General features: G+C 46.5%; 13 protein-coding genes. 9 read left to right on the forward strand and 4 right to left on the reverse strand.

Annotated elements, in window-relative coordinates; genetic code table 11:
- Positions 1 to 55 precede the first annotated feature (55 nt).
- Entirely contained in the window at positions 56 to 1,237 is a 1,182-nt protein-coding gene (locus ACKTSF_RS08285) for an NADH-dependent flavin oxidoreductase (protein WP_407888403.1), read from the forward strand.
- 267 nt (positions 1,238 to 1,504) lie between these two features.
- On the forward strand, positions 1,505 to 2,836 hold the full coding sequence (locus ACKTSF_RS08290; RefSeq protein ID WP_407888405.1) for a C1 family peptidase: 1,332 nt from the start codon (positions 1,505 to 1,507) through the stop codon (positions 2,834 to 2,836).
- 480 nt (positions 2,837 to 3,316) lie between these two features.
- On the opposite strand, the gene ACKTSF_RS08295 is transcribed toward ACKTSF_RS08290, so the two are convergent.
- The 3 genes from ACKTSF_RS08295 to ACKTSF_RS08305 form a co-directional block, all read right to left on the reverse strand.
- Positions 3,317 to 3,613, reverse strand: coding sequence for a transposase (locus ACKTSF_RS08295; protein WP_407888407.1), 297 nt, complete (start codon positions 3,611 to 3,613; stop codon positions 3,317 to 3,319).
- 78 nt (positions 3,614 to 3,691) lie between these two features.
- Positions 3,692 to 3,859: a hypothetical protein gene (locus ACKTSF_RS08300; RefSeq protein ID WP_407888409.1), complete on the reverse strand. Its 168-nt coding sequence runs from the start codon at positions 3,857 to 3,859 to the stop codon at positions 3,692 to 3,694.
- 73 nt (positions 3,860 to 3,932) lie between these two features.
- A complete protein-coding gene (locus ACKTSF_RS08305) occupies positions 3,933 to 4,475 on the reverse strand; it encodes a hypothetical protein (protein ID WP_407888411.1) in 543 nt (180 codons plus the stop codon).
- A gap of 236 nt (positions 4,476 to 4,711) precedes the next feature.
- Between ACKTSF_RS08305 and ACKTSF_RS08310 the strand changes: the two genes are divergently transcribed.
- Positions 4,712 to 5,539 (forward strand): DNA/RNA non-specific endonuclease, encoded by an 828-nt coding sequence (locus ACKTSF_RS08310; protein WP_407888412.1) that lies wholly within the window; start codon positions 4,712 to 4,714, stop codon positions 5,537 to 5,539.
- Between the two features lie 68 nt (positions 5,540 to 5,607).
- Here ACKTSF_RS08310 and ACKTSF_RS08315 read toward each other — a convergent pair whose 3' ends face one another.
- Positions 5,608 to 5,763 (reverse strand): hypothetical protein, encoded by a 156-nt coding sequence (locus ACKTSF_RS08315; RefSeq protein WP_164508900.1) that lies wholly within the window; start codon positions 5,761 to 5,763, stop codon positions 5,608 to 5,610.
- Positions 5,764 to 5,913: 150 nt separating this feature from the next.
- Here ACKTSF_RS08315 and ACKTSF_RS08320 point away from each other — a divergent pair, with 150 nt between their 5' ends.
- The 6 genes from ACKTSF_RS08320 to ACKTSF_RS08345 all read left to right on the forward strand — a co-directional run bounded on the left by ACKTSF_RS08320 (position 5,914) and on the right by ACKTSF_RS08345 (position 15,832).
- Complete coding sequence (locus tag ACKTSF_RS08320; RefSeq protein WP_407888415.1) at positions 5,914 to 7,134, forward strand: RNA-guided endonuclease TnpB family protein; 1,221 nt, start codon at positions 5,914 to 5,916, stop codon at positions 7,132 to 7,134.
- Between the two features lie 230 nt (positions 7,135 to 7,364).
- The gene (cls, locus tag ACKTSF_RS08325; protein WP_407888416.1) at positions 7,365 to 8,822 is read left to right on the forward strand and encodes a cardiolipin synthase; all 1,458 of its coding nucleotides are present in this window, start codon (positions 7,365 to 7,367) and stop codon (positions 8,820 to 8,822) included.
- A gap of 226 nt (positions 8,823 to 9,048) precedes the next feature.
- Entirely contained in the window at positions 9,049 to 9,954 is a 906-nt protein-coding gene (locus tag ACKTSF_RS08330) for a helix-turn-helix domain-containing protein (RefSeq protein WP_407888418.1), read from the forward strand.
- A gap of 432 nt (positions 9,955 to 10,386) precedes the next feature.
- Positions 10,387 to 11,889 (forward strand): MFS transporter, encoded by a 1,503-nt coding sequence (locus ACKTSF_RS08335; protein WP_407888420.1) that lies wholly within the window; start codon positions 10,387 to 10,389, stop codon positions 11,887 to 11,889.
- Between the two features lie 48 nt (positions 11,890 to 11,937).
- The gene (locus ACKTSF_RS08340) at positions 11,938 to 13,593 is read left to right on the forward strand and encodes a glycoside hydrolase family 43 protein (RefSeq protein ID WP_407888422.1); all 1,656 of its coding nucleotides are present in this window, start codon (positions 11,938 to 11,940) and stop codon (positions 13,591 to 13,593) included.
- 409 nt (positions 13,594 to 14,002) lie between these two features.
- Positions 14,003 to 15,832 carry a DUF2207 family protein gene (locus ACKTSF_RS08345; protein ID WP_407888424.1) on the forward strand — a complete coding sequence of 610 codons (1,830 nt, stop codon included), beginning with the start codon at positions 14,003 to 14,005 and terminating at the stop codon, positions 15,830 to 15,832.
- Positions 15,833 to 15,962 lie beyond the last annotated feature (130 nt).

The raw sequence follows: 15,962 nt of genomic DNA on the forward strand, positions 1-15,962 counted from the left end.
ATACTGGAATTATTCAGTTAGGATTCTTCAGAATAGGTAGGAAAGGTGAATTCAGATGCGTAAAAAGTACAAGTTTCTTGAACCCTATACGTTTGCGAACGGCGTCAAAGTAAAGAACCGGGTGGTTATTCCGCCAATGACCGAAGCCTCAGGTTTTGAGGAAGGGTCGATCACGTCCGATGAGCTTCGGTATTTTCGGATGCATAGCGGTGGTGCGGGACTGTTCATTTCTCCCGTCGCTAATGTTTCAGTGAGTGGTAAGGGATTCGAGGGTGAGCTGGCCATTACCGATGATCGCTACCTGCCTGGTTTAACGAAGATGGCCAGTGCTATGAAACAGAATGGCACCAAGGCGATTCTACAGATCTTCCATGCGGGGCGCATGTCGAATTCTAAAGTTTTACGTGGTGAACGGCCCGTCAGTGCGAGTGTCGTCGCTGCCGAACGACCAAATGCCGAGGTGCCCCGTGAGCTGACCAGCGACGAGATTAATCAAATTATCACGGACTTTGGTGACGCCACACGGCGGGCTATCCTAGCTGGATTCGATGGCGTCGAACTCCATGGGGCGAATACTTATCTGTTGCAACAGTTTTTCTCTCCGCACTCTAATCGGCGAACCGATAAGTGGGGCGGCGATGTTGATGGCCGAATGAGTTTCGCATTGGCCGTGATCAAACGGTGCCACGAGGTGATCGTGCAGTATGCCGACCGGCCATTTATTCTCGGCTACCGGCTCTCACCCGAAGAGATTGAGAGGCCCGGAATTCGACTGGCTGATACGCTGCATCTGGTGGATGTCTTGTGTGGCCAACCGTTGGATTATCTGCATATCTCGATGGGGTACACTTGGCGGACATCACTTAATGACCAGGCCGATACGGAACCGCTGATCTTGAAGATTAAGCGACAGGTTGCGGGTCGATTACCATTGATTGCCGTTGGATCCGTGGAAAAACCGGCCGATGCGGAGGCAGTCATGGCTGCTGGCATCGATTTTGTGGCATTGGGTCGCGAAATGTTGCGGGAGCCCAACTGGGTTCAAAAGGTTGAGACCGATGATGAAGCTGGCATTCGCTACACTATTTCCGAACAGGACCTGGATGAACTGGGGATCACGCCAGCAATGTGGCATTTCTTAGTTGTCAGATTGCAGTCAGCGATGCATATTTCAAATCAGCCGGATTACGACAAGGATCAATTTGACCATAAGTTAGCACCACACGAAGGCGCCTAAACGCTGGTGGGGTGCGAGGAGCCTGGGATAAAACCCCAGACTCTTTTTTCGCTCTTCTAAACTATATTGCTGAAACGTGGGACAGAAGGCCGCTGACTCCGCTATCAGCCTTAATGCTCGTCAGCTAACCGTCTTTTGTCCCACTCTCTTTGTATGAGTTGCCAAGATTAATTGCGTCCATCCCGGGAAAGGGTTAGAATGAATTTAGATTAAATTATGAGATTTCAATGAGATTTCTTGTAAGCCATTTGAGAGAGGAGTCATTTTATGTCAGAAAACAAGACCGATCATGAATTAACTGCTGCCGAAACGGCGGATTTACACGCTGATCTCCAGCAACAGCCTGCCCACGACGTCGTGAGCCGGGCGGTCATTAAAAACGGGGTGCTCGCTGCTGCTGAGGATCCACAAGCGGCCGTGCGATTGAACCGAACCTTTTCCGTGGAACTTGATACCGGGAAGGTCTCTAATCAAAAGCATTCTGGTCGTTGCTGGCTCTTCTCCACTTTGAATACAATTCGCCATCAATTTGCGGCGAAGTATAATGTGAAGGATTTTGAACTGTCACAGAGTTACCTGTTCTTCTGGGATAAGGTTGAACGGGCCAATATCTTTTATGACAATATTTTACGGACGGCGGACAAGCCAATCGATGATCGGGAAGTTGCGTTCTACCTGAGCCGACCTGGTGATGACGGTGGTCAGTGGGCCATGGGGGCCGCACTTGTTCAAAAATACGGGGTCGTTCCCACCAGTGCAATGCCAGAATCCTTTAACACCAACGACACGACTGGTTTTGCAACCACGCTGAACCTGAAGCTGCGTAAGGATGCATTAGCCTTACGGCAGTTGGTGGCTGATGGTGCCACTGAAGATCAGATTGCGACGACGCGGGCCCAAGCCTTGAAGGAAGTTTATCGGATGGCGGCCTATTCATTTGGCGAACCACCGACAACGTTTGATCTCGAATACAAGGACGATAAGCACCAGTATCACCGCGATGCTGGCTTAACGCCCCGGGGCTTTTTTGAAAAATACTTTGATATTGATTTGGACGACTATGTTGTGATCTCCAATTCACCAGACAAGCCATTTGATCAGTTGTATAGCTTACCCAGCCAGGATAATATCGTTGGTGGCAAGCACATTACCTTCTTGAACCTGCCGATGGCAGAGTTGAAGCGGACGGCAATCGCCCAATTACAGAGTGGTGAGGCCGTTTGGTTTGGCAACGATGTCTTACAACAGATGAGTCGTGAACGGGGATTCCTCGATAGTCAATTGTTTAAGACGGCCGACTTGTTTGGCATTGACCTGAGTCTGACAAAGGCGCAACGGCTGGCAACGGGTGAGGCCGAAGTGACCCACGCGATGACGCTGACCGGGGTTGACTTAGTTGCTGATGACTCGACGCGTTGGAAGGTTGAAAATAGTTGGGGTGAGAAGAATGGCGACAAGGGTTACTTTGTGATGACGGATGACTGGATGGATGATTTTGTCTATGAAGTCGTCGTTCACAAGCGTTTCTTGACCCCTGAACAACAAGCTGTGTTAGCGACAACGCCTCGGGCCTTACCTGCTTGGGATTCCTTACAATAATTAAGATGGAAAGTATCTTGACAGTCATGTTGAGATACTTTTTTACTTCCGAAAATCTACGCGGAAAATTAAAAAGCCGCCCCTGGTTAGGAAGCGGCGGTCGTTGCTTGGTTAGGCAACGGCATGTCATCGTTAATGACAAAAATAAAGTTGGTTAAATCGGTTTCTGAATTAAACTCATCTTAAATCGAAAATATGAAGAAATTGTGAAGAAAAAATCCGGATTATTGATATAAACAATTAGTTATTACTTTAAATTTGAGTGAATGCGGTCAATTCAGGCATTATATTACCTTTTTCTAATTGATTAGGCACATTTATTACTGAATTATGGGTGAGTCAGGGGGCTATATTTGAAAATAAATACGATAATTTATGAATGCCATAACTAAAATACAATTGTTTAAATTAAAAAGTCGCCAACTAAATTTTAGTCGGTGACTTTTCATTTATAAGTGTCGTATCTGTTAGTTTCAGAATTTAATGATGAAAGAGTCCGTGGTGGGGGTGAGCAACGAGTGGGTGCGGTTGACCATCGTGGTAACCCGGACGGAAGCGATCAATCTGCATTTGCTTCGTACGTTCGCGTTCAATCCGTAGTTGTGTCTTCAGTTGACGATTCTTCCAGAATCCGTGAGCCGCGACCGTTACAGGGATGACTTGCAAGAGGACCGTGGCCGGAATGATCCAGCTTTTGTCACTGATTAGGTCGGTGAGCCGATGAATATCCTCTTGATCCAGTGGGGCAGCAATTGGTAAACATTTATGTTTTAACATCTGTCATCACACTCCTTTAGGCCCTATCATAACCCAAAGTGTGGGTACTGTCAGCCGTTGTGTTCCACGTGAAACAAACTAGCGGTTACGCCAATGGCTAATGAGGTGGAGTACTCCTAAGATTGCCGCAATCCCTAAGATGCCGGTCTCTAACATAGCAATTCCGCTGACATGGCGAAACTGTTGGTAGAGTAAGACGCCGCCAATTAGCAGAAGGCCGCATAATCCGGATAATATTCTTTTCATGACGACCGCCTCCAAACTAAAAAACGACACCACATTTGCGGCGTCGTTTCGGATTACATGACTACCCAATTAATTAGTTGCCAACCTTGACCATAACGGCTTGGGTGACATCGTTGTCGATATCGCGCGAAATGTGGTAACCGGCGACTTTCAGCTTGGTGGCCTTGTTGGTGCCAGTCAGCGTCTTCTTAACGGTGAACTTTTGTGTCATCGGAATGTCGGACAGCTTACCTTTGAAGTTGATGACAGTATTGTCACCCTTAGTCTTGAAGGTCGTGTTCAACTCGCCAGACTTGTTCAATGCATTAGCTTTCTTGGCGGCAGCATAGGTCTTGTAGAATTTGTTGACGTTGTAGACCGTTACCTTACCGTCTTTGTTAAAGCGGTAGGCTTCCATCCCGGAATTACTCTTGGCGTTGACCGCACCGGTCACGTACCAGAGCTTGGTTGAGTTAGTCAACGTCGACTTCACGTCGGCCTTCTTCGTCGTTTTGTTTTTAAAACTTGCTTGTTGGGTACTCCCCGATTTACTACTCTTACTGCTGCAGCCGGCTAAGCCAATGGTCAAAATGGCCAATAGGCTAAAGACGGCAGCCAGTGTCCGGGTCTTCTTCATAATCCAATCACCTCATCAAAAATGATAACAGTTTTAGAGTCCGCGTACAAATAGCGTGCTCCCCGTTCTCCAACAGTATAGCATGCTGGCTTCCGGAAAAACCGGAACGCTCCGTTAAAAAAGCGTTAAGTTCCCGTAACAAAATTGGTGGAATTTGGAAAAGCAAAGACGAACACATGTTTTTCTGATAAAATATAACTTAAGCGCATCATGGCATTTGAGAGGGGAATTTGATTATGAGTAAACGGCACAATCGCCGGGGTCGACGGGGAAGTCGTATTTCTATTTATGCAGCAATCCTGCTGATTTTTATTGGGGCTATCGGCAGTATGGGTAGTCAGGGTAACTCGACGGCACGGCATCTGACGACTGCCGTCAACAAGGTCGTAGGGACATCAGCTAGCAGCCAGTCTACTGACAATGCGACCAACAGCGCACCGAAGCAATCAGTCGCAAGTAAGGCGTTGGCACAGCAAAAATATCAAGGAACCCAAATTGTTGCAGTCAATCACAACAAGCCCACGTTTAGTCAGTCGCAACTGTCCACCAAGAAGGGTGGTTGGGCCACTTACGGGACGTTGGATAAGTTGAACCGAGTCACAACGGCAAACGCATTATTAAATAAGCAACTAATGCCAACGGCCAAGCGAGAACCACTGTACGTCAGTCCGACAGGTTGGAAGAATAAACCGTACACAGTCAATGGTAAGCGGGGGTATCTATACAATCGAAGCCATTTGATCGGGTACCAGCTGACGGGGCAGAACAATAACCTGAAAAATTTGATGACCGGGACGCGATCACTCAATGATCCGGGGATGACGGCTTACGAGAATCCGGTGGCAAGTTATTTGAAGAGCCATCCTAGCGATTACGTCCGTTATCAGGTGGAGCCGGTCTTTCGGGGTAGCGAACTGGTTGCACGTGGGGTTCACATGCAGGCGCAATCGGTTGGAAGCAAAGGTGTCTCGTATAACGTCTACATCTTTAACATTCAGGCGGGCGTTAAGATTAATTACAGTAGTGGGACCAGTCAATACGGTGACCCAGCTGCTGCGTTCTAAGATAGGTGACGATTCGTAAAGCGCGTAACTTCTCAGTTGGGAAGCGACGCGCTTTTTGTGAACGTGTTTTACCGTCGATTCATGTAGCGATAGATGAGATAGAGGACAAGGCCGACAATCAGAATCGTCCCAATCATGGGGTTTTCGCGAAATATCCAGTGGAAGATGCGCACAGAGTGGAGTCCATGCAGGCCGCCGATTAAAGTATAGAACTGTGTAAACATGGAAGACCTCCTAATGATTTATTTAAAACTAAGCAGAAAACCTGCGATTTTAATCGCGTGATGAATGCCAGAATTCGACATTTTAAAACATGCGTTCCCCTAGAAGACTAAACATGGTATACTTAACCCAATCTACAGGGGAGGTATCCGTTGGTTAAATTAGGGCGAACAATCAAGCTGAGACTCTATCCGGACACTAATCAAGCAGAACAATTTCTAGCGATGAGCCAGGAGTATCAACGACTAGCTAACATTGTCAGTCAATGGATTTTTGACCATGATTTTCAGTTGAGCTGGCTAAAAATCAATCACCATCTGTACAAAATATTTAGACAAAAATCAGAGCTCAATAGCCAGATGATTCAGTCTGTCTTTCGGACGGTCTCAGCGCGCTATAAGACTGTTCGAGAACAAATGAAACAACATCCTTACCGCTACAAGAACGCAGAAAATAAATGGACTCAAGTTTCTAGAGACCTGAACTGGTTGGTGAAGCCAATTCAGTTTCGTCGACCACAAGCAGATTTGGTTCGCCAAAGTAATTATTCTTTCGTCAATGGCATGACCCAGATCTCCATCACCACCCTTGGGAAGCGAACGAAGCTAGCTTTTACCAATAAAGGTTTTGAAGACTACTTTCAGGGCGACTGGAAGTTAGGGACTGGCAAACTGGTCCACAACCAAGGAAAATGGTTCCTACATATTGGCATCACTAAGAATGTAGCTGATTTTGACAAAGAAAATAGTCCCCAGATTGTCGGTATTGACCGTGGCTTGCGCTTCTTGGCTACCGCCCACGACCATCTGGGAAAGACTACCTTTTTCGATGGCCAGAAGATCCTACTTCGGCGAAAAAAGTTCTTGGAGAATCGGCGTCGCCTTCAAAGCAAAGGGTCCAAGTCAGCCAAGAAGAAGCTGAAGCAACTGGCCCAACGAGAGAACCGCTGGATGGCCGATGTGAATCATCGGTTGACTAAGACACTCGTTGCATTATACGGTTCGCATACGGTTTTTGTTTTGGAAGACTTAACTAACGTAACCTTCAATACCGAAGATTTACCAAAATCCTTACGTAACAGCCATCGTTCTTGGGCCTTTTTCCAACTGGAAGTATTCCTAACGTATAAAGCGCAAGCGGTTCAGAGTACCGTCGTGAAGGTATCACCAGCATATACCTCACAACGCTGTCCAAAGTGTGGGCTGATTGCGAAGACTAATCGCCATCATGACACGCACGAGTATTGGTGTGCGCAGTGCCAGTATCGTTGCAATGATGATCGATTGGGCGCAATGAATATTGAGATACTTGGACAGGAATGGTTGAGCGATGTCAAACGACCAAAGATTCAAAAGCTAACAACTACCGGGTAAACCTGGTAGTTAAACGGGTAGCCGTCAATTACCCGACGATGTTGCCACTACGAGTAGGAGTGTCTAATAGGCATGTTGGACTACTGTGTTGTAAGACACGTGAGCGACAAGCCTCTGAATTCATTCAGAGGCAATTGACAGCAATTATAGTCGAAAATTTTAAAAAAACTAAAGACTTTTGAGTGTTTTGGCGTATGATAAAAAGACAGAGAGTAGAGGAGGGTTTACCCGTGAGCGTGAATTATATGCTTATCTTTGAAATTGTCGTCGTCATTAACTCGGCGTTAGCCTTGGTGACGGTATTTCGAGAAAAGCGCGATATCGCCGCAACTTGGGCCTGGATGTTGGTGCTCGTCTTATTGCCGGTGGTGGGTTTTATTGCCTACGCCTTCATTGGACGAAAGTTACCGAAGGGCCGGATGTTTCGATTACAACATCAAGTGGCGGTTCAACTGAATGAACGGTTGAGTCAGCAGCGTGAACAACTGGGCACGGAGATTATGCCGGCCGATAAGATTAGCCACTCGGTCATCAACATGGTCAATATGTTTATGGAGACTGATCAGGCATTCCTAGCTCGGCAAAACCGGGTGAAAATTTTTACGGACGGGCATGATCTCTTTCACACGATGATGGAAGACATTGAGCGCGCTCACTCCAGTATTCACATTGAATTTTACACCTTTTATAACGATAAGATTGGAAATGAGATTCTGAACTTGCTGGTCAAAAAGGCCGCTGCCGGTGTTGAGGTCCGTGTCATCTACGATCCATGGGGGTCGATGGGCACGTGGAAGCGATTCTTCAAGCCGCTAATGGCAGTTGGAGGACACGTGGAACCCTTCCTGGGGACGCGTTCAGCCGTTATTGATTTCCGGCTGAACTTCCGTGATCACCGTAAAGTTGTGACGATTGATGGTCAGGTTGGGTACGTCGGAGGGTTTAACATTGGCGATCAGTACTTAGGGCGCAAGGAAAAATTCGGCTATTGGCGTGATACGCATCTGCGGATCGTGGGGTCAGGGGTGTTTTCGCTACAGGCCCGCTTCATGTTGGACTGGAATGCCACGGATAAGGACCATCCCTTCAATGACCGGAAGATTGACACCCGTTATTTCCCATTGAGTAAGGTTAAAGGCAACACGAGTCTTCAGATTGTCTCAAGCGGACCAGATTCTGACCTGCAACAGATCAAGATGGGCTATATGCGCCTCATTCAAACGGCGGAGAAGTCCTTGTGGATTCAAACACCTTATTTAATTCCTGACGATAGTGTCTTGGATTCCTTACGAATCGCGGCCATGGCCGGAATTGATGTCCGCATCATGATTCCTGACAAGCCGGACCACGCGTTTGTGTACCGGGCAACCCAGTACTACGCCCGTCAGTTGGCGGATGATGGCGTCAAAATTTACTACTATCACAATGGATTCATCCACGCCAAGACGATTGTGGTGGATGGCCGAATCGCCTCAGTGGGGTCGGCAAACATGGACTACCGGAGCTTCAAGCTGAATTTCGAAATCAATGCCTTTATTTACGATGAGGGCATTGCTCGTGAATTAGAGGGCATCTATGAAAAAGATATGGCACACAGCGAGCTGATCACGCCAGAGAAGTTTGATCAGCAGTCCTTGTATTTGAAATTTAAGCAAACGGCATCACGTTTACTGTCACCAATTCTGTAAAAGTAAAATCATGAACTCCTAGTCGCTGGACTAGGAGTTTTTTTAGGCTGTCAATGGCGTGCCGATGGGACGAGCAGGCTGAAGTAGAGCGGTCAGTTAAGGTTGGTTGTTTATTTTTACTAACTTAGCGGTTATAATGAGTTTATAACAATAAAACGGTTACAAAACGAATGAGTCATTTGATCAGGGTGAGAGGAGACGGCGTGAAGACTGAGGAGGTTTTATCATGAAGCGCTTTGTTTCATTACCAGTCGTAGATTCCAGTCTCTACTTATTTGGCGGTCATATGCGAACGGTTCCCGGGGGCTGGCAGTTTTTTGAACAGAAACACCAAGCTTTTGAGTTGATGTGCGTGATTGATGGCCGTCAAACAACGGAAATTAAAAATTTAGTCACATACGATTATGGTGCGGGGGATACCATTATCATTTCCCCGGGAACGCTGCATACCAATCAAAATAGCAGCGCAGATCAGGATATGACTTATATTTGTTTCCATTTCAACATTGAAAATTTAGCCTTGAAGTCGGAAATTATCGGTAAGATTGCGAATACGGTCATTCCTGCCGACCAGCCGATTGCGCAGTCAGCGGTCAGAACAGCCAAGAAGATGGTGGCCTATAGTGCCAATCAAAAATTGAGTAAGGAACAGGCTAATCTTAAAATTCAAATTGCCGTTTTGGAATTCTTCTATGATCTGACGGAGAATCTGCAAAGCTATGAGTCACGCCACGGTGAGAAGTATACGGAGAATGAAGCCAAGACCAGTCGACAGATTGCGACGATGATCAAGGAACGTATCGAGCGCGATGAAGCGGTAAACTTTACTTTCGGTGATATTTGCCAAAAGATTGGAATCAGTAGTGGTTACGGGCATCGAACGTTTAAAAAGGTTTATGGTGTCACGCCACTTCACTACATCGAAAGTCAAAAATATAACAAGGCTAAGATGTTACTGGGGTCACCGGAGTATTCGATTGAAGACGTTGCGGACCTGATGGGGGCGAGCAGCGTATCCAATTTTAGTAAGCAGTTTAAAAAATGGGCCGGCACAACGCCAAGCAAGTATCAACGACAAATGAAGCAAAAGCGGCGTGTGCGGACGGTTAAGGAAAGTGGCTATTTCGAGTAGTTTCACGTGCACAAAGTAACAGCTCTGTCCGGTAAAAGGTTAATTTACCGGGCTTTTATTTTGTAAATAAGGTCACAATTTGACTAAAAACAGTCATGAAATAAGATAGCCATTTCTTCTGGAAGCGATTACAATGCAGTTGTAGTTAGCTAACGAAATAAAACAGCGGGTTAGCGTTTGGCCATGCTAAGTTCGTTGTTCTCAAGCTTCAGCAATGAGACTTGAGAGGGAGGTAAGTGGAAAGCTGGCTAGCACTGGTCGTGAAGCTTACCGAGTTGTTCAATAAATGATGTGAGTTTCAGCAATTTTTTTACCTACCTTGGTTGGTTGCATTTACCAACCAGATGACATAATTTCAACGGACGTTTTCGTAAATCCAATTGACTTACGAAAGGCGTTACAAACATTTTCCTTTGAAAGGAGTTTTCGCATATGGCCTCAAATAGTCAGGCTGATGCCACAAAGGCTCAAGACAATCCGCGCGATGAGTTTGCCAAACTTTCTTGGCGCGAGCGTATTAGTTATGGTGCCGGGGATTTAGCTCAAAACTTAATCTTTGGTACGATTGGGTCAATGTTACTTTTCTACTTAACCACTGTTTACGGGATTTCCGCCGCAGTTGGTGCCACGATTTTCTTAGTTGTTCGTTGGGTTAACGTTTTCTGGGATCCGTGGGTTGGTGCCTTCGTTGATAAGCACAACTTCAAGTCTGGGAAATACCGTCCTTACTTAATCTACTGTGGGATTCCAATGACGATCTTCGCCGCAATGCTCTTCTTGCCAATCGATGCCGTTCGAGGCAGTATTATGTATGCCTTCATCGCTTACTTGGCAACGGCCTTGATCTACTCCTTCGTTAACATTCCTTATGGGGCCTTGAACGCTTCATTAACGCGTGATAACGATGAAGTTTCCACTTTGACTACGGTTCGTATGACCGAAGCCAACATTGGTAATTTATTGGTCTACACTTTCCTGCCATTATTTGTTCAAATGGCTTCTCCTAACCCACAATCAAAAGATATTGGGTTCTTCGGAATTCACATGAACTTAGGGGATTACACCTCACCAAAAGCTGGGAAGGCTTACTTCTTAGTTATGGGTATCTACATGGTCATTGGTTTCATTATGTTAATGTGCACTTACTTCGGGATTAAGGAACGGGTCTTGCCTACTGCTAAGGAATCCGCTGCTGTTAAGTATTCCGACCTGTGGGTTGAATTTAAGCAAAACAAGCCACTGCAAGTGTTAGGATCATTCTTCCTGATTGGCTTTACTTTCATGTTCTTTGGGAACACTGTATGGCCATTCTACATGCAATACAATATCGGTCACTCCGAATGGATGGCTTCCATCAACTTGGTTGGTTCCATTCCTGGTATCTTCTTGGTATTCTTATGGCCAATCATCCGTAAGAAGATCGGGAAACGTCAATTCTTCTACGCCTTCTTGGCTCTGTTCATTATTGGGACATTAGTTCTGTGGGTTTGGGCTATGCCAGCCTTCAAGAACGCTACTGCTCTTGGTTACATTGGTCGTTTCTTACAACAATGGGGGATCACTGCTGCTACTGGTTACATGTGGTCATTGGTTCCAGAAGTTGTTTCTTATGGTGAATACAAGTCTAAGAAGCGTGTGGCTGGTATCATCAACGCCATCATGGGTCTGTTCTTCAAGATTGGGTTAGCACTTGGTGGGATCATTCCTGGTTACATCAACGCCTTCTTCAAGTTTGATGGGACTAAGACGAGCCAAACCTCTGGTGCTTTGATGGGTATCCAATGGTCAATGATCTGGTTACCAATCATCTTTGCTTTGATCGCGATGTGGATCATGAGCAAGTACACCTTGTCTGACGCTGACGTTAAGCGGATGAACGAAGAACTCAATGCTGAACGTCAAGCACAACTTGATGCTGGTACTGATGAAATCTAGTCACTAGCTCTGGTTAACTAATTTTGTTAAGGAAAGGAAGATTCTTTTATGAAGATTCAAAACCCCGTTTTACCTGGTTTTAACGCGGATCCTAGTATGATTCGGGTTGACGACACTTATTACATTGCTAACTCAACGTTTGAATGGTTCCCAGGTGTCCGGATTCATGCATCAAAGGACATGGTTCACTGGAACTTGTTGCCATCACCACTTTCAACAACTACATTGTTGGACATGGTTGGTAACCCAGCATCTGGTGGGATTTGGGCACCAGACCTGAGCTACGCCGATGGTAAGTTCTGGTTGATCTACACCGACGTTAAGATCACCGACGGTCCATTTAAGGACATGACCAACTACTTAACCACGGCTACGGATATCCGCGGACCATGGACTGACCCAATTAAGGTCAACGGTGTTGGTTTCGATGCTTCCTTGTTCCATGACGATGATGGTCGCAAGTACCTGGTTCAACAAACCTGGGATCACCGTGAATATCACCACCCATTCGACGGGATTACCTTGACTGAATTTGACACTGATACGATGCAGCTGAAGCCAGAAACGGCACGGAACCTTTACAATGGGACCGACGTTAAATTGGTTGAAGGTCCACATCTGTACAATATCAACGGCTACTACTACCTGTTTGCTGCCCAAGGTGGGACTGTCTTTACCCACCAAGAAGTTGTTGCGCGTTCCAAGACGCTTGACAAGTTATCCTTCGAAAGCGAACCAGATGGTCCATTCATCACCAACATGGATACCCCAGACTTCTACTTACAAAAGCAAGGTCATGGTGCCTTAGTTAACACACCAGGTGGCGAATGGTACTACGCATCATTGGTTTCTCGTCCTTGGAACCACAAGAACGAATCTGCCTATGACCCACGTGGGTGGAGCACACTCGGTCGTGAAACTTCCATTCAAAAAGTTGAATGGGACGATGCTGGCTGGCCACGCGTTGTTGGCGGTCACGGTGGCCAAGTTGAGGTTGAAGCACCTAAGGATGCTATCTTGACAAAAGCACCTAAAGACCATTCACAACACGACGAATTCGACAAGTCAGAACTCGACTTGAACTGGAACACCTTACGTCAACCATTCACCAAGAAGTTGGGGACGGTCGGCAATGGTGAATTAAAGCTAGTTGGTAACCAATCCTTATCCAGCAACTTTGATGTTTCCTTTGTTGCACGGCGTTGGCAAGCATTTAACTTTGATGCTGAAACCAAAGTTAAGTTCGACCCATACACGTATCAACAAATGGCCGGTTTGGCTAACTTCTATAATGACAAGCACTATTCTTCAATCTTCATTACTTGGGATGAAAAGAAGGGTCACGTTATCGAAGTTGCCCAAAACGATAACAACAACTACACGTCTTACTTGAAGGATGATGCAATTGCCATTCCTAATGGGACCGACTACGTTTGGTTCCGGACGAAGGTTCGCAAGCAATCTTACACTTACGAATACTCATTTGATGGTAAGAAGTGGGAAACTGTTCCAGTTGAACTGGATGCTGCCATCCTCTCTGATGACTATGTCCTACAGACCTCTGGTGGGTTCTTCACCGGTGCCTTTGTTGGATTATACGCTGTCGACTACGCTGGTTACGGTCAAGCCGCTACGTTCGATCACTTCGATTACAAAGAACTGCCTGACGATGTTGCTGCCAAAAACCTCGTTTCTGAGGACTAATTGATTGGCACGATTCGTAGCTGGGTGTATGATAGCGCCAAGGTAATGAGTCGGTGAACTGGATTGAGACCGTTTGACGGTCAATTCACCGGGGAGTAACCGGTGCCAGCAACAGATGAAGTATGTGAATATGTAGAGAAAGTCCCCCCGAGTAATCGGAGGGGCTTTTTCTGTTCGGGGTTAACTGTGACTCTACAGGAGTGTGGGTGGGATAGCGAGGATGTTGCCTTGCTATCGTTTTATCCATTAAGTAGTCATTAAAAATGATGAATGAGTGGGTGAAATGATTGCGAGGCGGATACTTAGGCGTCAGGCGGTCGGTCTGGTAAGCTAACATAACTAAACACATTGTAAGTTGGGCCTTACTGCTAGCTATGCTAAAATATGGGTAGTAAGAAGGAGTGGTTGGATGCTGAAACGACGGGGATTTTGGCGCTTGATTTTAGGCCTACTAATAGGTATGGCGTTCTGTGTGTGGGGTCAATCCGTGCAAGCAAGCGCGGACTATACGATTTCACCATATCAGGTGAACGTTCAGGTCCTTAAAAACGGGGATGCCAATGTCACTCAGACAATGACGTACAAGTTTGATGACGACTATCACGGGGTATTTGATATCCAGGATACACGCGGGATTCAGGGGGGCAAAGTGACTGGTGTTCAGTATCAAGTCAATAATGGCGGCGTGGTGTCCGGGGTAGCAGCAACTGATGGCCAAAATGGCAGTTATGAATTAACACAAACTAAGCGGCACTTGAAGGTCAAGCTGTATCAGGCTGTAAGCGATGGTGATCAGCTGAAGGTGATCTACCGATTTCATCTGCGGGGAGTCGTTAAGAACTATCGCGATACTGCGGAATTGAATTGGAAGGTCATTGGGACTGGCTGGGATGTGCAGTTAAACCACGTTAAGATAACAATTCAACTGCCACAGACAAAAATCTCTAAGCTTCAGGCATGGACACATGGACCGTTGTCTGGACACACGCAGGTTGATCGTCAGCGCGGAAGAGTCATCATGACGATCGCGCAGAATCCAGCAAATTCATTTGTTGAAAGTCACCTGTTATTTCCGACGACGGTGACGTCAACTAATCCCAACAAGGTCGCTAAGGCGCATTTAGCGGCTGCCCAACAGCAAGAAGCCAAGCTGGCCCAGCAAGCTAATCAGAAGCGTCAACAGGCGCAGTGGCAGCGCTGGGGTGTTTTCCTGGCATTGGTTGCCTTGTTGATTGGTTTTGGAACACGCTCGTGGTGGTGGTATCATCGTCACCCGGCGAACCGATACGAACATCCGACACCTATTAACCATGCGTTTGATGTTCCAAGTGTTGCGCCAGCATTGGCGCAATCATTAGTTGATGGGACTTCTCCCAATACGGATGCCTTGGCCGGAGAGATCTTGACAGCGGCAGCACGGAAAGAGATTACGTTGGAACCAGTTAAGAATGGTCGTAAGGCAACTGTGAAATTGACCAAGAACGGGGAACAGACAAATAGTTTTCTTGAGAGATGTTTTGCTCAGGTCGGTAGTGATAATAGTTTTACTCTACAGGAATTGAAAAAGTTCGGAAAAAACGATGAAACTGGCGAGCTAAATAAGTGGTTTCGTGAGTGGCAAGAGCCAATTGATGCTGCGGCGGACGGTTACTATGATGAAGAAAACTTACGCCTACGCGAACGTCTCATTGGAACGCGGTTAGGTTTGAGCGCTTTGATTATACTTACTGCGGCGGCCAGCTGGCTGCTGGGAATGACAGTTGGTAAATTTGGGACTGCGATTGGTCTTGCCGGTTTGATCACGTTCTGGATACTTGTTCATCGGTTTTATCAACGAATTGGGCGACACAATGCCAAGGGTTTAGCTCAGGTTAATGAATTAGCCGGATTTCAGCGCATGCTAAAAGATATTGGTCATTTTAATACTGCCGAGATTGGTGATTTAATTCTATGGGAACAGATTCTGCCCTATGCGGCAGCCTTTGGATTAGCGCAACAAGTAGCTGATAAGCTGGCCGTGGACTTCGGCTCAGAGGCGTTGGATACGGATTTGGTCGTCTTCTATCCCTTATTCTATGGTGGATTTGGATTGCCATTGGGTGATGCTCTGGGTGATAGCTTGTCAAGTGCCTTACAGTCGGCAGACAATAGTAGCAGTAGCTCTATTGGAGGATCGGGTGGCTTTTCTGGCGGCAGTTCCGGTGGTTTTGGTGGCGGATCCGGTGGTGGCGCCTTCTAAATACTAAAGGTTGAAAGTACTCAAATAGCCTTCAGCCCTTGGGACGCTTGGACTGGAGTTAGTAAATTTAGTCATTTGGCATCATCGAGCCTTACCTAATAATCTGGTCAGATTATTAGGTAAGGCTTTT

It is taken from the genome of Levilactobacillus muriae (genome assembly GCF_045862015.1).
GTDB classification, from domain to species: Bacteria; Bacillota; Bacilli; order Lactobacillales; family Lactobacillaceae; genus Levilactobacillus; species Levilactobacillus muriae.